At 68.1% G+C, this 17,615-nt stretch carries 19 protein-coding genes; 8 read left to right on the plus strand and 11 right to left on the minus strand.

The window, feature by feature from the left end:
* Window position 1: 1 nt before the first annotated feature.
* Window positions 2-1,630 (minus strand): DHA2 family efflux MFS transporter permease subunit, encoded by a 1,629-nt coding sequence (locus tag MKK63_RS28330; protein WP_244007408.1) that lies wholly within the window; start codon window positions 1,628-1,630, stop codon window positions 2-4.
* 5 nt (window positions 1,631-1,635) lie between these two features.
* On the minus strand, window positions 1,636-2,901 hold the full coding sequence (locus MKK63_RS28335) for an HlyD family secretion protein (RefSeq protein ID WP_244007410.1): 1,266 nt from the start codon (window positions 2,899-2,901) through the stop codon (window positions 1,636-1,638).
* Between the two features lie 195 nt (window positions 2,902-3,096).
* Here MKK63_RS28335 and MKK63_RS28340 point away from each other — a divergent pair, with 195 nt between their 5' ends.
* Together MKK63_RS28340 and MKK63_RS28345 are read left to right on the plus strand one after the other, a co-directional pair.
* Window positions 3,097-3,750, plus strand: a complete 654-nt coding sequence (locus MKK63_RS28340) for an HdeD family acid-resistance protein (protein ID WP_244007412.1) — start codon at window positions 3,097-3,099, stop codon at window positions 3,748-3,750.
* A 150-nt stretch (window positions 3,751-3,900) separates the two neighbouring features.
* Window positions 3,901-6,330 carry a PBP1A family penicillin-binding protein gene (locus MKK63_RS28345; RefSeq protein WP_409564570.1) on the plus strand — a complete coding sequence of 810 codons (2,430 nt, stop codon included), beginning with the start codon at window positions 3,901-3,903 and terminating at the stop codon, window positions 6,328-6,330.
* Window positions 6,331-6,334: 4 nt separating this feature from the next.
* Here MKK63_RS28345 and MKK63_RS28350 read toward each other — a convergent pair whose 3' ends face one another.
* Entirely contained in the window at window positions 6,335-6,763 is a 429-nt protein-coding gene (locus MKK63_RS28350) for a DUF1810 domain-containing protein (protein ID WP_244007415.1), read from the minus strand.
* Window positions 6,764-6,858: 95 nt separating this feature from the next.
* Between MKK63_RS28350 and MKK63_RS28355 the strand changes: the two genes are divergently transcribed.
* A complete protein-coding gene (locus MKK63_RS28355) occupies window positions 6,859-7,221 on the plus strand; it encodes a hypothetical protein (protein WP_244007417.1) in 363 nt (120 codons plus the stop codon).
* Window positions 7,222-7,238: 17 nt separating this feature from the next.
* Here MKK63_RS28355 and MKK63_RS28360 read toward each other — a convergent pair whose 3' ends face one another.
* The 8 genes from MKK63_RS28360 to MKK63_RS28395 all read right to left on the minus strand — a co-directional run bounded on the left by MKK63_RS28360 (window position 7,239) and on the right by MKK63_RS28395 (window position 14,115).
* Window positions 7,239-7,508 (minus strand): hypothetical protein, encoded by a 270-nt coding sequence (locus tag MKK63_RS28360; RefSeq protein WP_244007519.1) that lies wholly within the window; start codon window positions 7,506-7,508, stop codon window positions 7,239-7,241.
* Between the two features lie 188 nt (window positions 7,509-7,696).
* A complete protein-coding gene (locus tag MKK63_RS28365; protein WP_244007521.1) occupies window positions 7,697-8,110 on the minus strand; it encodes an EF-hand domain-containing protein in 414 nt (137 codons plus the stop codon).
* Window positions 8,111-8,308: 198 nt separating this feature from the next.
* The gene (locus tag MKK63_RS28370; RefSeq protein WP_244007419.1) at window positions 8,309-8,551 is read right to left on the minus strand and encodes a hypothetical protein; all 243 of its coding nucleotides are present in this window, start codon (window positions 8,549-8,551) and stop codon (window positions 8,309-8,311) included.
* Window positions 8,552-8,650: 99 nt separating this feature from the next.
* Window positions 8,651-10,270, minus strand: a complete 1,620-nt coding sequence (locus MKK63_RS28375) for an ABC transporter substrate-binding protein (protein WP_244007421.1) — start codon at window positions 10,268-10,270, stop codon at window positions 8,651-8,653.
* 147 nt (window positions 10,271-10,417) lie between these two features.
* Window positions 10,418-11,479 (minus strand): MBL fold metallo-hydrolase, encoded by a 1,062-nt coding sequence (locus MKK63_RS28380; protein ID WP_244007423.1) that lies wholly within the window; start codon window positions 11,477-11,479, stop codon window positions 10,418-10,420.
* Between the two features lie 60 nt (window positions 11,480-11,539).
* Window positions 11,540-11,776, minus strand: coding sequence for a DUF6894 family protein (locus tag MKK63_RS28385; protein WP_244007425.1), 237 nt, complete (start codon window positions 11,774-11,776; stop codon window positions 11,540-11,542).
* Between the two features lie 322 nt (window positions 11,777-12,098).
* On the minus strand, window positions 12,099-13,136 hold the full coding sequence (locus MKK63_RS28390) for an aromatic ring-hydroxylating oxygenase subunit alpha (protein ID WP_244007523.1): 1,038 nt from the start codon (window positions 13,134-13,136) through the stop codon (window positions 12,099-12,101).
* Between the two features lie 412 nt (window positions 13,137-13,548).
* On the minus strand, window positions 13,549-14,115 hold the full coding sequence (locus MKK63_RS28395) for an ATPase (RefSeq protein ID WP_244007428.1): 567 nt from the start codon (window positions 14,113-14,115) through the stop codon (window positions 13,549-13,551).
* A 278-nt stretch (window positions 14,116-14,393) separates the two neighbouring features.
* Here MKK63_RS28395 and MKK63_RS28400 point away from each other — a divergent pair, with 278 nt between their 5' ends.
* From MKK63_RS28400 to rimM, 5 genes are read left to right on the plus strand one after another with little or no spacing between them, the layout of a single operon-like run.
* The gene (locus MKK63_RS28400) at window positions 14,394-14,612 is read left to right on the plus strand and encodes a glutathione S-transferase (RefSeq protein WP_244007430.1); all 219 of its coding nucleotides are present in this window, start codon (window positions 14,394-14,396) and stop codon (window positions 14,610-14,612) included.
* A gap of 15 nt (window positions 14,613-14,627) precedes the next feature.
* A complete protein-coding gene (gene ffh, locus MKK63_RS28405) occupies window positions 14,628-16,205 on the plus strand; it encodes a signal recognition particle protein (protein WP_244007432.1) in 1,578 nt (525 codons plus the stop codon).
* The gene (locus tag MKK63_RS28410; protein WP_244007434.1) at window positions 16,202-16,534 is read left to right on the plus strand and encodes a chorismate mutase; all 333 of its coding nucleotides are present in this window, start codon (window positions 16,202-16,204) and stop codon (window positions 16,532-16,534) included. The genes ffh and MKK63_RS28410 overlap by 4 nt, the downstream gene beginning before the upstream one ends.
* 7 nt (window positions 16,535-16,541) lie before the next feature.
* Window positions 16,542-16,904 carry a 30S ribosomal protein S16 gene (gene rpsP, locus MKK63_RS28415; protein ID WP_020092607.1) on the plus strand — a complete coding sequence of 121 codons (363 nt, stop codon included), beginning with the start codon at window positions 16,542-16,544 and terminating at the stop codon, window positions 16,902-16,904.
* Window positions 16,905-16,915: 11 nt separating this feature from the next.
* Complete coding sequence (gene rimM, locus MKK63_RS28420; protein WP_244007436.1) at window positions 16,916-17,605, plus strand: ribosome maturation factor RimM; 690 nt, start codon at window positions 16,916-16,918, stop codon at window positions 17,603-17,605.
* The last annotated feature ends 10 nt before the right edge of the window (window positions 17,606-17,615 follow it).

A 17,615-nucleotide genomic window follows, 5' to 3' on the forward strand; every position in this document is an offset into this window, starting at 1 on the left:
CTCAATGTCCTCCGGCTGGCGCCCCGCCTCCGAGCTTGACGCTCTTCAAGCTCAGCGCGATCGGCACCGCGCAGGCGGCTACCAGCCCGAGCACCCAGAACACGTCGATATACGCCCAGTAGGCGACCTCCGTGCTCAGCACGCTGCCAATCCAGGCAGTCGCCTGGTTCTGCGCCTCGACGCCAACATAGCCGTGCTCGGAGAAATACTGCGTCGCCTGCCGCATCGTGTCCTGATAGGCGGGCGCGGCCGGGTTGACGCTCTCGACCAGCCGGCTCTGATGGAACTGGCTCCGATAGGCCAGGATGTTTTGGGCGAGCGAGACGCCCATCGAGCCGCCGACGTTACGGGCGACGTTGATCAGCGCAGAGGCCTGATCGGTCTGATCCTTGCGGATTCCCTCGTAGGAAGCCGAGGTGATCGACAGGAACACCATCGGCAGGCCGAGACCGATATAGACCCGTGACCACGCGAAGAAGGCGAAGGTCGTGGTGCCGTTGAGCCGCGTCAGGTCGTACATCCCGAGCGCCACGATGGTCATTCCGGCGGCGATGAGCCATTTCGGCTGTACGTAAGCCGAGGCGCGTCCCGTCAGGAACATCATCACCACCGTGACGATGCCGCCGGGGCCGAGGACGAGGCCAGAGAGAGTCGCGGTGTAACCGTAATATTCCTGCGTGATCTGCGGAATGAACTGGGTGGTCGAAATCAAGATCGCGCCGGTGAACATCATCACCACAAAGCAGGATCCGAACTGCCGGTTGCCGATGAGGCGCAGATCGACCGCTGGATTCTTCGCGTTGAGCAGCCACGGGATCATGGCGACGAACGAGACCACCATCAGCACGCCAGAGACGTTCATCAGCATCGAGGTGCCGAACCAGTCCTTCCGCTGTCCCTCATCAAGGATCACCTCCAGGGACGCGAGGAACAGGGCAACCAGCACGAAGCCCACGATGTCGAAGCGGATGCCCTTGCGCACCAGGGCGCGGCGTTCCTTCTTGGCCGCGTCGCTATCCTCGATCAGCCAGTACATCAGCCCGAGGGCGAGCACGCCGACGGGTCCGTTGATCAGGAAGCACCAATGCCAGGAGGCGTTGTCGGACAGCCAGCCTCCGAGCGTCGGGCCGATCACCGGAGCGACCACGATGGCGACGCCGTAGAGCGCGAAGGCTTGGCCGCGCTTCTCAGGCGGGAAGGAATCCGCCAGGATCGACTGTGCGAGCGGCGCCATACCGCCGCCGCCGAGCCCCTGCAGCACGCGAAAGAACAGGAGCGATTCCAGGCTCCAGGCGAAGCCGCACAGGATCGACGAGATCGTGAACAGCCCCACCGACCACATGAAGAAGGCCTTGCGGCCGTAGCGCTTGGCCAGGAAGCTCGACGCCGTCAACGTGATCGCGTTGGCTACGAGGTAGCTCGTCACCACCCAGGCTGCCTCGTCGGGCCCGACCGCAAGGCCGCCCGAGATGTACCGGAGCGCGACGTTGGCGATGGTGGTGTCCAGCACCTCCATGAAGGTCGCGAGCGCCACGACGCCCGCGATCAGCCAAGGATTGTGGCCGCCCGGCGCCTTGCCGGAGGACGATTTGCCCGAGGCGGACTTGCCCGAGGCGGACTTGCCAGCCACGGGGCTCACCGCACCGTGACGGTCGGGACGACCGACATGCCCGGGCCGATCGCGATGTCCTTCGGCCAGTCTGTGACCACGATCTTCACCGGGATGCGCTGCGTCACCTTCACGTAATTGCCGGTGGCGTTCTGGGCCGGCAGCAAACTGAAGGCGGTGCCGGATCCCGGCTGGACCGAGGCCACGGTGCCGTGGATCGTGCGGCCCGGATACGCATCGATCGCGAGAGCGACCGGCTGCCCCGGGCGCATGTCATTGATCTGAGTCTCCTTGAAATTCGCGGTGACCCAGATGTCATCGGGTACGAAGGTCGCGAGAGTCTGGCCGGCCTGGGCGAGCTGCCCGATGCCGCCGGTGAGCCGCACGACGCGGCCGGACTGGACGGACCGGACCGTGGTGTAACCAAGGTTGAGTTCGGCCTGCTCGACCTGCGCCTTGTCGCGGGCAAGCTGCGCCTGGGTCGAGGCCTTCTGAGCCTCCAGCGAGCCAATCTGCTTCTGCGCGGCGACCACGCTGGCATTGGCGCTTTGGACCGAGGCCTGACGCTGCTGAAGCGTCGAGGTTGCCGATTGCGATTGCTGGATCGAGCCCGAGCCGCGCTCGGCCAGGTCCTTGTAGCGGGCTGCATCCTCCTGGGCGAATTTCAGGGCCGCTTCGGCGGTGGCGACCTGCGCCTTCGAGACGTCGATATTGGCGTTCTGGGCCTGGATCTGGGCATCGATGTTCTTGATCGCGGCCTGATCGGCCTCGATTTGCGCCTTGGCCTGATCGAGGGCGATCTCGTAGTCGCGCTGGTCGATCTGGAACAGGATCTGGCCAGCCTCGACGTGCTGGTTGTCGGTGACCGGCACATCCACGAGGTAGCCGCCGACCTTGGGCTGGAGCGAGATGCTGCGGGCGTCGACGAAGGCGTCGTCGGTGTTCTCGTACGGGTGCATGTACAGCAGCCAATAGAAGAAGATTCCCACGCCCAGGGCAATGACCGCGAGACCGCCGAGCAGGAAGGCCAAGGGGTGGCGCCGCAGGATGTTGGGGCGTTGGCCGCCCTCGGCCTCGTCTTCCCCGTCGTCGTGCGTAGCGCCACCGTCGTCCTTGCCATCGGCCTGGACAGACGGATCCTCGTCTTCGGAGCCGGGCTTGCGCGCCGTTTCGGATCCACCGAGATCCAGGACATCGCGATCCGCGGCGTCGCGGGCGCCGGTTCCAGTCCGGCCGTCGGCCGGCCGCGGGCGCACCTCGGCGTCGGAGGCCTGCCGCTGATCGTCAAGCATGGGAAGTCGTCGCCCGATGGGCCGATCGCCTCGCGGCGACCGGGCACTGCACATCGCCCGCCTCGACCTGCACAAGCCCGGGGCCGGCTCAAGGTTCCGTGACGGTTCGCCGAGACCCAGGAACGCTTGCCGCAGTGCGGCGTTCTGCGCCGGGAACCTGTGCCGTTCACGGCATCGGAGTTTCGGAGTTTTGCGATGACCAACAGTACTGCACCGCAGCGCGGACCGACAGGAAACTCCCCCAGCGGCATCCCGCTGGTCGGCGTGGCGCGCCTCGACGCGATGAGCGCGGCGCTCGCCCGCAACTGGTGGCTCGTCGCCCTTCGCGGCGTCGTCGCGATGCTGTTCGGCGCCCTCGCCTTCATTGCACCGGGCGCGTTCGTGCTGTCCCTCGTCTTGTTCTTTGCGGCCTACATGCTGACCGACGGCATCTTCGCCATCCTGGGCGCGATCCGGGCCGCGCAGCATCACGAGCGCTGGGGCTTCCTGCTCCTGGAGGGGATCGTCGACATCGTCGTGGCCGTCGCTGCCGTACTGATACCCGCGGCGGCTGTCTGGGCCTTCGTCCTCCTGCTCGCGGGCTGGGCGCTTGTGACCGGTGGCCTGATGATCGCGGCGGCGTTCCGCCTGCATCTCCATTACGGGCGCTGGTGGCTGATCCTCGGAGGCGTCGTTTCGATCCTGTTCGGAATTGCGCTGTTGATCGAGCCGGGCATCTCGGCCCTGGTGCTGACGTGGTGGATCGGCAGCTACAGCTTCGCCTTCGGCGTGCTGCTCCTGATCCTCGCGTTCAAGCTGCGCAGTCGGCACGGCACTGCGGGTCAGCCCCTGCCGCCATCCGGGCGTTAATCTAGCCGACCAATGGTCTGCGTCGCGGCGACGAAAGGACAAGGCGCCCGATGAGGCTTAGTATAGATCCTCGTCCGGCATGATCGGCCCTGGAATCCGCACGCGATGACACCTGACGCGCCGGAGAGCGCCCCGGTCGACAGGCCGTCAATGCAGAACGCCGGGCACGACCAGGGATCCGGACCGCCGGATCCCCGCTCGGCAGCCCGGGAAGCCCGCCGTGCCGCCGGCGACCTGACTCGCAGCCTGTGGTCCCTGATCGTGGCAGGCGGGCTGGGTGCCGCTGGCGCGGGTCGGGCCGCAGCGGCTCGGTTGCGCAAGCTGCTGGAACGACGGAAGCGCACCGGACCCGAGCCTGTATCGCGGGAGCCGATTGCGGCCGCACCGAATACCCGCGCCGCATCGCCGCTCGCCGCGCGCCTGCGCCGGCGGCCGATCGTACTCGCCGCCGGGGCCGCAATCCTGCTGCCGGCTGTGGCGCTCTTTCTTTACCTGCTCGCCGCATTCCTCACCCTCCCGCCGCTGGGCGGAGCCGTGGTCGAGAGCGGCCAAAGGGCGATCACGGTCGAGGCCGATGACGGGCGGGTCTTCGCCACCCGGGGCAGCTTCCGCGGGCAGAAGCTCACCGCCGCCGACCTGCCGCCACACCTCGCCCAGGCAATCATCGCGATCGAGGATCGGCGATTCTACAGCCACTGGGGCATCGATCTGCGCGGGCTCGCCCGGGCCGCGTACCGCAATGCCCTGGGCGGCGGCGTGCGCGAGGGCGGATCGACGATCACGCAGCAATATGCGCGCCTGACCTCACTGAACCAGGAGAAGTCGCTCTGGCGCAAGGTCCAAGAGGCGATCCTGGCGCTGCGGGTCGAATCGACCATGAGCAAGGACGAGATCCTGCTCGGCTACCTCGACACGGCCTATTTCGGCGCCGGGGCCTACGGGGCGGACGCGGCGGCGCGGCGCTATTTCGGCAAGCCCGCCAAGGCCCTGAACCTGCCCGAATCCGCCATGCTGGCCGGGCTGGTGCGCGCGCCCTCGCAGCTCGCGCCGACGCGGAACCTCGGCGGTGCCAAGGAGCGGGCCGACGTGGTGCTCCAGGCCATGGTTGAGACCGGCGCGATCACGCAAGCCGCGGCCGACGCGGCCCGCCGGCAGAGCGTGAAACTGAAGACGCCCCCGGAGGCCCCACCGGGCACCAACTACTTCCTCGACATGATCGCGGGGGACGTGAAGCGGCTGGCCGGAAAGGATGGCGACCTCACCGTCCGCTCGACCCTGAACCTCGACCTCCAGAGCCTCGCCGAGGGCGTCGTGGCCCGGCGCCTCGACAAGGACGGGCGTCGCCGCAAGGTCGGGCAGGCCGCCATGGTGGTGTTGTCGAAGGAAGGCGCGATCCTCGCCATGGTGGGCGGGCGAGACTACGAGGACAGCCAGTTCAACCGCGCCGTCCAGGCCAAGCGCCAGCCGGGCTCCCTGTTCAAGCTGCTGGTCTATCTGACCGCCTACGAGCAGGGCTACACCCCGGATTCCGTCGTGGTCGACCGGCCGGTGAAGATCGGCGACTGGGAGCCCGAGAACGACGACGGCCGCTACCGCGGGTCGGTGCCGCTGCGGACCGCCTTCGCGCTGTCGATCAACACGGTTGCGGCCCAGCTCGGCCAGGAGGTCGGCATCCCGGCGGTCATTGCCACGGCGCGCAAGCTCGGCATCCAGTCCGACCTGCCCAACGTGCCGAGCCTCGTGCTCGGCTCCGGCGCCGTGAGCCTGCTGGAGATGACCCGGGCCTACGGCTCGGTCCTGTCAGGCCGCACCCCGCTCCAGGCCTACGGCATCCAGGCGATCCGCGGTTCGGCGCCGCAGCCGCTCTACGTCCAGACCGACCCCACCCCCACGTCCGGCCTCGCCCAGGAGCCGCGCACCATGATGCTCGACTCGCTCCAGGCGGTGGTCGAATCCGGGACCGGAAAGGCTGCGCGGGTTCCGGGACAGATCATCGGCGGCAAGACCGGCACGAGCCAGGACTTTCGCGATGCGTGGTTCGTCGGCATGACGCCGGACCTCGTGGTCGGAGTTTGGATCGGGAACGACGACGACAGCCCGATGAACCGGATGTTCGGCGGCGAGATGCCCGCGGGCATCTTCCACGACTTCGTCCAGCGGGCGGCCGAGAAGCTGGCCAAGGGCAAGCCGCGTCCCTCGGCCGAGCGGGCGGAGCCGACCCGGGCCACACCCGTTCCGGCTGCGGTCCCGACTTCGGCAGCAACAGGAGAGGTACGCGGAGTCCCGGATGTGATCGACACCGGGACCCTCTCGTTGCGGGGGCGCGTCGTGCATCTCCTCGGCGTGGAAGGCGAGCGCGGCCATCTGGCCCGCCAACTCGCGAACTATCTGCGGCGGCGGGAGGTGGTCTGCTCCGGACTCTCCGACGGCGCCTCCGCGCGCTGCCAGATCGATGGCGAGGATCTGGCCGGGCTGATCCTGGCCGCCGGCGGCGCTCGCGCCGCGGAGGACGCACCGCAGGATCTGCTGGGTGCCGAGGAGCAGGCGCGCGCCGAGCGCGTCGGGCTCTGGGGCCGCTGAAAGCTCAGCGTTTCCCCAATCTGGCGAGGGTCAGCGTGTCCGGTTCGGCCCCGAAATAGGTGGCCAGCGCCTCGGCGAAGCAGGGCTCGCCGGGGGCGGCGACTCCGAACAGCGTCATGCTGGAGCGGAACTTCATGTCGTCGGGGGATCCGAAAATCGCGTGCGCCGAGCGCCCGGACACCCGGTTCACCGCCGCCGTACAGGCCCGCAGGCGCGCGCCGAGCGTCGGGTGTGCGAGATAGGCCAGCGCCTCGTCCAGAGAGCTGATCGCGTAACGCTGGGCCATCGGACTGGAGCCGAGGCCCGCGATCTGCGGGAAGATGAACCACATCCAGTGGCTCCGCTTCTGCCCCGCCTCCAGTTCCGACAAGGCGCGCGGGTAGACGTCCGCCTGCGCCGCGACGAAGCGGCCGAGATCGTAAGGGTCATCCATACCCACCCGCTCCTGATCGTACGGTTCCGTTATGCCCGCGCCGCACCACATCCCCGGTCGGTGACGCCTCGGCCGCCCTGGTGTAAGCGCCACTCATGCTCGGTACGCTCGTCGCCTTCATGGTCGCGAACCCCGCAACCAGTCACGCCCTGACGGCCATCCTCGAAACCGCCGGCATGGCGGCCGCCCTGACTCTGCTGCGCACGCCGCGGCCGGAGGGTACCGCCGCGCTCCTCGTCTCCACCGACTGTTACGGCCGGGAGGCCGGACAGCGCGAGCACGACGTCAAGCATGCGGGCTGGGATGCCCTCCAGGCGCATCTGGGCGCCGAGTTCCTGTACGGATGGTCCCTTCCGAACCTTCAGCAATGGCTGGCGCCGACCTGCGCGGCCTGGGCGGTCGCCGACGTGATCATATGGCTCCGGTCCCGGGCGCAGCGGGGCGGCGCGGTCGGGTAACCGATGCCGCATTGACCTTAGGTCCGCGTGAAGGGACCGTCCGAGGGGCCAATCTCACTGCAGTCGCCGAGCAGCCGCCGCCCTGAGGCAATGATCTGGACCGTGTCGCGGCTGCTGCATTGACGCCGGGCCACAGCCTCCAGATCCCGCAGATAGTCGATCACCGGGCTGCGCTGCTTGTCGCCCCGGCCGATGACCGGTTCGACCCTGGCGGTCACCGTGCCGCCGAGTGTGTCCCAGAACTCGGGCGGCCAATCTGTGGGTTCCCGAATCGAAGGCTCGTGCATCACGCGTTCCCTCCTGCCGCACAGGCAGGATTTCTCGGGCACCTCAGGGCGTTCCGCATTGACCCATGTTGATTGCGCCGACACGATCCGGCGATCGGCCCGGCGATGCCAGAAGCGGAAAAGCCCCCGCGGACGGATCCGCGGGGGCTTCCTCGATCTCTGGCGACCGTACGGGTCGCCCGGTCGGCTTACTTGATGAGGGCGGTCAGCGCCTTGCCGGCCTTGGAGTTCAACTCCTTGGCGTCCAGGGTGCCGTCGCCGTCCGGGTCAGCCATCTTGAAGCGCTCGGCGACCGCGGCCAGGTATTCCTTCTTGTCGAGGGTGCCGTCGCTGTCCGGATCGGCCCGCTTTACGCCGGCCGCGCTCAGGCGGCCCTTCAGCTCACGGGCGTCGAGGGTGCCGTCGGCATCCTTCTCGAGCCGGTCGAAGGTGGACGAGGCCACGGCCTCGACTTCCTTCATGTCCACCGTACCGTCATTGTCGGTGTCGATCATCTTGACGGCGCTCGCGCCACTGACGGGCTTGGCCAGCGCGGCCGGAACCGACAGGCTGGACACGGCGAAGGCAACCGCAGCGAAACCACTGAGAACACGAAGGGTCATTGCCAAATTCTCCCGAAATATGATGCGTGATCTTCCTAATCGCCGATTCGCTTTGCTGCAAGTGCGAAATCACAGGACTGCAGCAACTCGGGAAGTCTCGACAGCCTCGTCGTTGGGCTCGTCCATGTGAAAAGGGGCCGGCTTTCACCGACCCCTCCCGTGTTCAATCATCGTTGGCTTCGTCGTGGTCGGCGCAGATCAGTAGCCATAACCGCGACGAACGACCGGCCGGTCATCGTCGTAGCGCTGAGGACGGTACATGCGGTCCTCGTCGGCGCGGTCGCGGCGATACTCGTCCCGCCGGAAATCCCGCTCCCGCTGTCCACGGGAGCGCAAATCCACGCTGGGGCCGTCCGGCCCGATATCGATGCGTTGCGCCGCTGCAGGAACGACGCTCGCGAGGGAGGCAGCCAGGATGGCGCCGGCAAGCAGGGTCTTCATGGGACACTCCTTCGTGCGTTGAAGAATCAACACATCCTCGCGAAGATCGTTCCCCGAAAATCCAAATCCTTCCAGCCACCTCAAGGCTATCGACCGTGGTCAGGCCAGCGTCGCAAGATCCTGGAACCAGTGCTGGGCCTGAACATAATTCTTCACCCGCGGCGACAGGGCGTGCGGATTGGTGTCGTGCACCACCCAAACCTGCACGGCGTCATCGACGACAATCTCGTGGATGCGCGCCAGCAGCCGATTCTGTTCATCGGTATCGAGACTCGCCTTGACCTTGTCGCAGAGGGCATCGACTTCAGGGTTACGGTAGTGGCTCCAATTCACGCCGTTCGGGGCGATCTGCTTCGAATCGTAGAAGCGCAGGATCGCGTAGAACGGATCCGAGGTGACGTAGGCGATGTTGCCGGCTGAAACCCCCTTCAGGCTTGGATCCGCCGCCCCCTGACGCCAGGCCGTGTAGGCCACCTCAAGCTCCACCGTCTTGAACTCGACCTGGATGCCGATTTCCGCCCAACTCTGCTGCACGTACTCATTGATCGGCAGCGACAGCATCTGCCCGGTTCCACCGGTCGGGATCAGGATCGTAGCCTTGACCGGGTTCTTCACCGAGTAACCCGCCTCCTCAACGAGCTTACGCGCCGCATCGACGTCGGTCTTGATCTGGAAGCTCGGCTTGCCGAACCAGGGGCTCGACTGCTGGACCTGTCCCACGGCCGGCTGCGCCAGCCCACCCATCAACTCGACGACGCCGGCGCGGTCGATGGCGAGGTTGGCGGCCTTGCGCAGGCGCAGGTCCCGCCAGGGCGAGCCTTCCAACATCGACAGGTGGTAATTCCAGACATGCGGCGTGTCGTTGCCGACGATGCGCATGCCGGCCGCCTTGAGGCGCGGGACGGCGTCCGGCGCCGGCGCCTCGATCAGGTCGACGTTGCCCGACAGGAGGGCGTTCACCCGGGCGAGATCCTCGGGCACGCAGCTGAGCGTCAGCTTGGCGAGCCTGGGCACCCGCTTGGGGTTCCAGTGGCTCACGTTCGGCAGGAGTTCGAGGCGCACCCGCGGGACGAGTTGACCCAGACGGAACGGCCCGGTGCCCGACGGCTCGAAGGCGAACTTCGCCCAGTCCCGGCCGACCTTCTCGTACTGGGCGGGCGAGGAGATCAGGAACCAGAGCATCTGGTAGGGGAACAGGCTGTCGGGCGTCTTGGTAGTCACCTGGACGGTCCTACCGTCGAGCTTGCGGTAGCTCGCGACGCCGGGCAGGCGCGGGCGCACCTGCGCGGCCTGCCGCTGATCGAACTGCGGCGCCTCCTTGTTGAGCACCTTGTCGAAGTTCCAAATCACCGCGTCGGCATCGAAGGCCGAGCCATCGTGGAAGGTCACACCCTCGCGCAGGTGGAAGATCCAGACCTTCGGGTCGGCCGTGTCGACCTCCCAGGACGTGGCGAGCCCGGGCACCATCTTGCCGGGCCGATCGGCGACGTCGAGCTCCCAGGCAACCAGTGGATCGTACAGGGTCAAACCGGTGAACTGGTAGCCGCCGGCGCCCCGGTCTGGCTGGCCAGTGGTGAGCGGCAGGTCGGTCATCGAGATGCCGTAGGTCAGGCTACCCGGCGTCACGCCCTGCGCGCCGGCCCGGCCCGGGGCTCCCAAGGCGGCCAGTGCCGCGCCTCCCACCATCAGCGAGCGGCGTGTCGGCTTGATCGAGTCCATCGTGTCTCTCGGCTGGAAGCGGATGCGCCGCATGGAGCGGCGCCCGCTCTCCAGGCGCGCAACGGCGTTCTCCCACCGTGACCCCATGCTGCATACAGTATCATGCACGCATCATGCCCAATCGGGCGGCAGCGCGCGGCGCTGCTCTCAGGCCTCCCAGACCTGACCAGGCCTGAGGGCCAGGAACCGCTCCGGCGGGAGGCCGGCGGCCCCGAGCGCTGCATTCAACGCCTCCACGGGCCGCTCAATGCCCTCATCGGTGAGCTGGAACGTGCCCCAATGGTGTCCGAGCGCCTGCTCGGCGCCGAGGAGGCGGAAGGCCTGCACGGCCTCGGCAGGGTCGACGTGTTGCGCGCGCATGAACCAGCGAGGCTCGTAGGCGCCGATCGGCAGGGTCGCCAGCCGCGGCGGCCCGAAGCGGGCGCGGATGTCCCGGAACAGGGCCCCATCGCCGAAGCCCGTGTCACCGACGTGATAATGCACGCCCCGGGACGAGGTGATCACGAAGGCGCACCACAGGGCCATCCGCCGATCCCGGACGCCCCGGGCCGACCAGTGGTTGGCCGGGGTCAGGTGAACCTGCAGCCCGTCGCCGAGATCGACCGACTGGCCCCAGTCGCGGGTCTCGACATGCATCGTATCGTCGAAGCCGCGCAGGATCGCGTCGTTGCCGAGCGGCGCGACGATGAGCGGCTGATGCGCCTGCCAGATTCGCGCGACGCTCGGCCCGTCGAGATGGTCGTAATGGTTGTGGGTGATCAGCACCGCATCGATCGGCGGCAGGTCGGCGAAGGCGATGCCCGGCGGATTGACCCGCTTCGGTCCAGCGAAACGGACCGGACTCGCGCGCTTGGCGAAGACCGGATCGATCAGGATATTCCGGCCCGCGACCTGGACGAGGTAGCTCGCGTGGCCGATCAGCACGACCCGCAGGCCGCCGACGCGCTCGGGCGGCCGCTCCGCCGGAAAGGGGCTTGGGAAGTTCGTCGGCCAGGGCTCCCGGGCGCGCTTGGCCTGCCAGCGGATCACGTCGGGCAGCGACTTGTCGGTCGCCTGGTCCGGCAGGAAGAAGCGCAGCCCGTCGAAATGGTCCGAGACCGGGCCGCGATAATAGGGGTTCCGTCCACGCCGGTGGGCGGCATAGCCGACGCCGCCGAGCGTCATCACCGTGGCCGCGCTCGCGACCGTAAGCAGGCTTCGCCGTTTCATACCCCCGGAAATGGCGGGTGGCGCGCGCCGGTCAAGTTCTCCGCCTTGCGACGGCGAGCCTCAGTCCACCGCCTCGGCGGCCAGCGACAGGCGCGCCCGGAAGACGACCTTGCCGACGCCGTCGCGCACGCAGGCCACGTAATCCTGGCGCTCGACATCGGGCAGCATGTCGCGGGCGATGGCCGACATGATCCGGGTGACCTTGGCGCGGGCGGCCGGCAGGTCCGGCAGCTCGAAGCCGACGTCATCGCGGATCGGCTGCGAGCCGTCGTGAAGATCGATGAAGAAGCGAGGCATCGGCGCGAAGCGTCTCGAAAAGAGGTACTGCGCGGATATTACTGCTCTGTGTATGGTTAATAGGATCTTAAATTTGGATCTCGATTGATCTTACCGCGCATCCAATCCGCGGCTCGCCTTCACCTCGCGATGGGTTCTCAGATCCCCATAACCGGCTCGGATATGACGCGGGTTCAGTCGATTGCGGTCCGCGCGCCCTCCCCCGCAACGCGGGCTGCGGGCTTCACAGCTTTGCTGTCTCGCCAGAGCGCGCACGCCAGCCTGGAACTGCGCGGGTCCGTTCTCCGGTGCGAGAGATAAGGGGTGCCGGCCCGCGACGCGCTCAGGAGCGCCAGCGCAGCTCCCTGCGCTCCAGCGGGTTCGTGAACGCGCGGTCGTCGCGACTCGCTTCCAGCGCTTCGCGCTTCAGGCGGAAATACCATTGCGACGGCAGGTCGCCCTGGCCGAACAGCACCATGGTCGGCTTGCGGTCGAGGCCGTCCTGCGCGTGCTGGAGCACCTGCTGGTCCTGGGTCAGGAACTGCCGCATCAACGGGCGGGCGACCGGCTTGAGCAGGTTCAGCGTCGGCATGCTCCAGTAGAGGGCGTTGGTGAGCAGCGTCCGGTCCGGTGTCAGCGGCGTCGCGAAAGTGTAGTTCGCCACGCGCTTCTCGCCGGCACGGATCCGCTCAAGGCGCACGCCCGGCAGGCGGAACTCGATCTCGACCTCCGGCACGCCGCCGAGCAACCGGTAGACCGGGGAACTCGTCGTGGTGGCATGGCTCGTCATGACGAAGCCGTGGGGCACCGGCTGGAAGGTCTTCACCTTCTCGCGGAGCTGCTTCGAGGGCCGGAACCACCACGAATCGTGGACGAAGGCGACGTGGCCGGGATCGACGAGGCTCAGGGTCGTGAGATCGAAGGAAGCTTGGACCACGAGTTCGACCACCAGGGATCCGGCGGGCGTGAAATCAAGCTCGGGCACAGCCGCGATATCGCGGCCAGCCGGGCCGATATGGGGGTTGACCCACAGGAAGCCGGCGCTCTCGCGGATCGGGAAGCGCTGGACCTGGATGCGCGAGTAATCCGCGACGTCATGCTCCGACAGGGTCGGAACGTCGCGGCAGCGCCCATCCGTGCCGAAACGCCAGCCGTGGAACGGGCACATGAGCGTGTCGCCGTCGAACCGGCCCTTGGACAGGGCCATGCCACGGTGGGGGCAGCGATCCCGCAGCGCGAAGGCGGCACCGTCCGGAGCGCGGCCGAGCACGATCTGCTCGCCGTTCAGCTCCACCGCACGCAGACCCGCCTTGCCGCCGGCCTTGCTGAGGTTGCGGGACTGGCCGACGCAGTACCACGCGTTCCCGAGCGGCTGGCGCATCGCGTCAGGATCGAGGGCGGCTTCGTCGGCGGGACGCAGCGGGTTGGTGAAGGGCGCGTTCAAGGCGGCTCGGGCTGCGGGCGTGACAACCCCGTCTTACGCCCGCCGGCCGGTGCGGGAAAGTACGGGCCCGTAAAGCCCAGATTTCGGGAGGACAAACGGGCGCAGGCGCGGGGCTTCACAAGCCGCCTCGCACCGCCTACCTTCCGTTCATCCGCAACCAACGAAAGGAGGTGATCCAGTGTCTCATTGTCATCAGCCGTGTGTCTCGGCTCATCGGACCTGGACCGTCGCCTCCGGCGTGTCGTTCTAAGACGCGCTAGAGACCCGATCATCGGGACAGTTCCGCCGGACGACATGGTTCGGCAATGGAAGGGCCACCCTCGCGGGTGGCCCTTCGGCTTTTCAGGGCTCAGCGCTTCTGCATCTGGAACAGCGGCTGGGCCAAAGCTTCGGTCCGGGCACGCCACACGTCGCGCTCCTCCCGCAGGGCGTCACGCTCGGCCATCAGGGCGGAACGCTCGCCCGCGGCCCGCTCGCGCTCAGCCTGCGTCGCTGCGCGCTCGGTCTTGAAGCGCTCGCGCTCCGCGCGGATCTCCGCCTGTTCCGCCCGCAGATCGTCGAGGGAGCCGATCTCGTCCTGGATATGCGCGCGCAGGGTGCGGATCTCCTCGGCGAGGAGCGCCTGCAGCTGGTCCTGGTGCTCGGCCTCCAGGCGGAGCTTGGCCTTCAGCATCAGGTTCTCGGCCATCAGCTCGGAGATGTCGGCATCCTCGGTCTCGGCTGCCTGCGACGGCCCAGCGGGCGCCACGACCCGCGGCGACCACGCGGTCTCGGCGGCACCGGGGCCGGCCTTCTGGTCCGGGCGCGCTGCGTCAGCCGGGCTGTGGGTCTTCATCGCCGAGAGCCAGTCCCGAAGCGGCCCGGGCGCGGGGCGGCCGCTGGACTCGGGCGGCAGGGAGCGGGCGGGTTCCGACATGGGGCGGCGTCCTGAACGAATTCGCCTCGTAGACAATCGGAACATGCTTAACGATCGGTAAAGGTGGCAGTGGCCACGACGGGAGCCGCAACCCGGAAATTGACTTTCCGCGCCATCGCGGCTACGCCACGCGCTCCCGATCCTTCGCAGATCGACCGATGCCAAGCCGACCGGTCCCGTGAGACCGGAGGTCAACGCCCGACAGCGCGTGTGCGCCCTCGGGCGCGATAGGTGTTGGCCGATGTGCGGTGACGGGATCCGCCGGCCGAGGCACCCCCATGACGCGAGATCAAGAAGCGTTGAAGATCGAGGACGCGATCAACGAGATCTGCCCGTGGTCGGGCAAGCCGATCTCGGCCGACTCGTTGACGCTCTACAACGGTGCCGTGGTGGGCTTCTGCAACCCGGATTGCCGAGACAAATTCGCCAAGGCTGTCCGCGGCTTCGAGGCCGATCTCCAGGCGCGCCGGGTCGAGCGCGCCGGGCTCGAACAGTAAGCGCGGGTTCAGAGCATGTTCGAAGGCCTGTCCGATCGCCTCTCCGGCATCCTCTCGGGGCTCACCCGCCGCGGTGCGCTCACCGAGGCCGACGTCACCGCCGCCATGCGCGAGGTGCGCCGTGCCCTGCTGGAGGCCGACGTCGCCCTCGAAGTGGTGCGCGGCTTCACCGACAAGGTGAAGGAAAAGGCGGTCGGCGCCGTCGTGCTCAAATCGGTGACGCCCGGCCAGATGGTCGTGAAGATCGTCAACGACGAGCTGGTGGCGATGCTCGGTACCGATGCCGAGACCGTCGACCTCAACGCCCCCGCCCCGGTGCCGATCCTGATGGTCGGCCTGCAGGGCTCGGGCAAGACCACCACCACCGCCAAGATCGCCCGGCGCCTCTCCGATCGCGAGAAGCGCAAGGTGCTGCTCGCCTCCCTCGACACGCGCCGCCCAGCCGCGATGGAGCAGCTCGCGGTGCTGGCCAAGCAGGTCGGCGTCGAGAGCCTACCGATCGTGGCCGGTCAGTCCGCGGTGCAGATCGCCAAGCGCGCCATGGAGGCGGCCCGACTCGGCGGCTTCGACGTGGTCATGCTCGACACCGCCGGCCGCACCACCGTGGACGAGGCCCTGATGGCCGAGGCCGCCGAGGTGAAGGCCGCGACGCGGCCCCACGAGGTGCTGCTGGTCGCCGACGCGCTCACCGGCCAGGACGCGGTCAACACCGCTCGGGCCTTCGACGAGCGGCTGGGTGTCACCGGCATCGTACTGACCCGGATGGACGGCGATTCTCGCGGCGGCGCGGCGCTCTCCATGCGCGCCGTCACCGGCAAGCCGATCAAGCTCGTCGGCGTCGGCGAGAAGGTCGACGCGCTCGAGGAGTTCCACCCGTCCCGCGTCGCCAACCGCATCCTCGGCATGGGCGACATCGTCTCGCTGGTCGAGAAGGCGGCCGAGACCATCGACCACGAGCAGGCGCTCCGCACCGCGGAGAAGATGCGCAAGGGCAAGTTCGATCTCGAAGACCTGTCCATGCAGCTCGCCCAGATGGAGAAGATGGGCGGCATCGGCGGCCTGATGGGTATGCTGCCCGGGATGGGCGCGATCAAGAAGCAGGTCGAGGGCGCCAACCTCGACGAGAAGATGTTCAAGCGCCAGCGGGCGATCATCTCGTCCATGACTCCGCAGGAGCGCAAGAACCCCGATCTGCTCAAGAACAGCCGCAAGAAGCGCATCGCGGCGGGCTCGGGCGTCGACGTCTCGGAGATCAACAAGCTCCTGAAGATGCACCGGACCATGGCCGACATGATGAAGGCGATGGGCTCCGGAAAACGCGGGATCGGGCAGGCGCTCGGCTCGATGTTCGGGCTCGGTGGTGGCGGGATGGGCGGTGGCGGGATGGGCGGCGGCATGCCCGGCCTGCCCCCCGGCATGCCGGAGCCGACGCCGGAGCAGATCGCCCAGATCGAGAAGCAGTTCGGCGGCAAGCTGCCGCCGATGCCGCCGGGCCTCGGCGGGGGCGGCATGCCCAAGATGCCGGGGCTTCCGGGCCTGGGCGGTCCGAAGCTGCCGGGTCTCGGTGGGTTCATGCCTGGGAAGAAGAAATGAACGTGCTCGCGGCGCAAGCCGTCGATCCCGAACTCGCGCGCCTGCGCGACAGCATCGACAACTTCGATGCCGCGCTCATCCATCTTCTCGCGGAGCGCTTCCGCTGCACGCAGCGGGTCGGCGAGCTCAAGGCCCGAAAGGGGATCCCCCCTTCCGATCCGGACCGGGAGGCCCGTCAGGTCGCCCGGCTCCGCAAACTCGCGGTCGATGCCAATCTCGACCCCGATTTCGCCGAGAAGTTTCTGGCCTTCGTGGTCAAGGAAGTCATCCGGCACCACCAATCGATCAAGGCGGACCACGAATCCCAGATCGAACAACAGCGAAAGTAGTCAGACCATGGCCCTCAAGATCCGTCTCACCCGCGGCGGCGCCAAGAAGCGCCCCTACTACCGCATCGTCGTCGCCGACGCCCGCGCCCCGCGCGATGGCCGCTTCATCGACAAGGTCGGCGCCTACGACCCGATGAAGGCCAAGGACGATCCGGCCCGCATCGTGCTCGACAACGAGAAGATCCAGAGCTGGCTCGCCAAGGGCGCGCAGCCGACCGACCGGGTCCTGCGCTTCCTCGATCAGGCCGGCCTTGCCAAGCGCCCGACGCGCAACAACCCGCAAAAGGCGGAGCCGGGCGAGAAGGCCAAGGAGCGCGCCGCCAAGCGTGCCGAGAAGGCCGCCGCACCCGCCGAGGACGCTGCGGCGTAAGGCGCTTCACCATGGCGCGCCGCCCCGCAGGTCCCTCCCCCCGCGACGGCGGCCGCCGGAGCCGCGTAAACGCGGCGATCGGCGCGATTGCGCTCGACGCCGCGACTTCGCCCAAGGCGCCGGCCGCGAAGCCGGCCGCCCCGCCCGATGATTCGAACCTCGTCCTGTTGGGCGAGTTCGGGCGGGCACATGGGCTCACCGGTGAGGTCCGCCTCAAATCCTACACGGCCGAGCCGCGGGCGATCGCCAGCTATGGCGCTCTGCTGACCGCGGACGGGCGCAGCCTGACGCTCGCCGAGGTGCGCATCGCCCCCGGCACATCCCCCGACATGCTGATTGCCCGGGTGACGGGTGTTTCCGGCCGGACTGCGGCCGAGGCGCTGAATCGCGTCGCCCTGTTCATTCCGCGCGATCGCCTGAGCGCCCCCGAGGACGAGGACGAGGTCTATGCCGCCGATCTGATCGGCGCCACGGCTTTGGACGAAGCCGGCACAGTCATCGGGACAATCGTGGCCGTCCCGAATTACGGCGGCGGCGACCTTCTGGAATTGCGCCCGCCGAACGGCGGCGCGACGGCGCTCCTCCCCTTCACCAAGGCATTCGTGCCGGTGCTCGACGTGGCGCAACGCCGCGTCACCGTGGTGGCGCCGGACGATCTGTTCGCGCCGCCGGGCGAGAAGCCGACCGACGATCCGGGCTGATCTCGCAGCA

It is taken from the genome of Methylobacterium sp. J-088, assembly GCF_022829295.1.
Lineage (GTDB): Bacteria > Pseudomonadota > Alphaproteobacteria > Rhizobiales > Beijerinckiaceae > Methylobacterium.

Excerpts from the sequence above, each read along its gene's own strand:
- MKK63_RS28360 (WP_244007519.1), bottom strand. The coding sequence starts at position 7,508 with ATGCACGAGCCTTCGATTCGGGAACCCACAGATTGGCCGCCCGAGTTC.
- MKK63_RS28375 (WP_244007421.1), bottom strand. The coding sequence starts at position 10,270 with ATGGACTCGATCAAGCCGACACGCCGCTCGCTGATGGTGGGAGGCGCG.
- MKK63_RS28350 (WP_244007415.1), bottom strand. The coding sequence starts at position 6,763 with ATGGATGACCCTTACGATCTCGGCCGCTTCGTCGCGGCGCAGGCGGAC.
- MKK63_RS28355 (WP_244007417.1), top strand. The coding sequence starts at position 6,859 with ATGCTCGGTACGCTCGTCGCCTTCATGGTCGCGAACCCCGCAACCAGT.
- MKK63_RS28380 (WP_244007423.1), bottom strand. The coding sequence starts at position 11,479 with ATGAAACGGCGAAGCCTGCTTACGGTCGCGAGCGCGGCCACGGTGATG.
- ffh (WP_244007432.1), top strand. The coding sequence starts at position 14,628 with ATGTTCGAAGGCCTGTCCGATCGCCTCTCCGGCATCCTCTCGGGGCTC.
- MKK63_RS28400 (WP_244007430.1), top strand. The coding sequence starts at position 14,394 with ATGACGCGAGATCAAGAAGCGTTGAAGATCGAGGACGCGATCAACGAG.
- rimM (WP_244007436.1), top strand. The coding sequence starts at position 16,916 with ATGGCGCGCCGCCCCGCAGGTCCCTCCCCCCGCGACGGCGGCCGCCGG.
- MKK63_RS28335 (WP_244007410.1), bottom strand. The coding sequence starts at position 2,901 with ATGCTTGACGATCAGCGGCAGGCCTCCGACGCCGAGGTGCGCCCGCGG.
- MKK63_RS28385 (WP_244007425.1), bottom strand. The coding sequence starts at position 11,776 with ATGCCTCGCTTCTTCATCGATCTTCACGACGGCTCGCAGCCGATCCGC.
- MKK63_RS28390 (WP_244007523.1), bottom strand. The coding sequence starts at position 13,136 with ATGCGCCAGCCGCTCGGGAACGCGTGGTACTGCGTCGGCCAGTCCCGC.
- MKK63_RS28345 (WP_409564570.1), top strand. The coding sequence starts at position 3,901 with ATGCAGAACGCCGGGCACGACCAGGGATCCGGACCGCCGGATCCCCGC.
- MKK63_RS28340 (WP_244007412.1), top strand. The coding sequence starts at position 3,097 with ATGACCAACAGTACTGCACCGCAGCGCGGACCGACAGGAAACTCCCCC.
- MKK63_RS28410 (WP_244007434.1), top strand. The coding sequence starts at position 16,202 with ATGAACGTGCTCGCGGCGCAAGCCGTCGATCCCGAACTCGCGCGCCTG.
- MKK63_RS28370 (WP_244007419.1), bottom strand. The coding sequence starts at position 8,551 with ATGAAGACCCTGCTTGCCGGCGCCATCCTGGCTGCCTCCCTCGCGAGC.
- MKK63_RS28395 (WP_244007428.1), bottom strand. The coding sequence starts at position 14,115 with ATGTCGGAACCCGCCCGCTCCCTGCCGCCCGAGTCCAGCGGCCGCCCC.
- MKK63_RS28365 (WP_244007521.1), bottom strand. The coding sequence starts at position 8,110 with ATGACCCTTCGTGTTCTCAGTGGTTTCGCTGCGGTTGCCTTCGCCGTG.
- rpsP (WP_020092607.1), top strand. The coding sequence starts at position 16,542 with ATGGCCCTCAAGATCCGTCTCACCCGCGGCGGCGCCAAGAAGCGCCCC.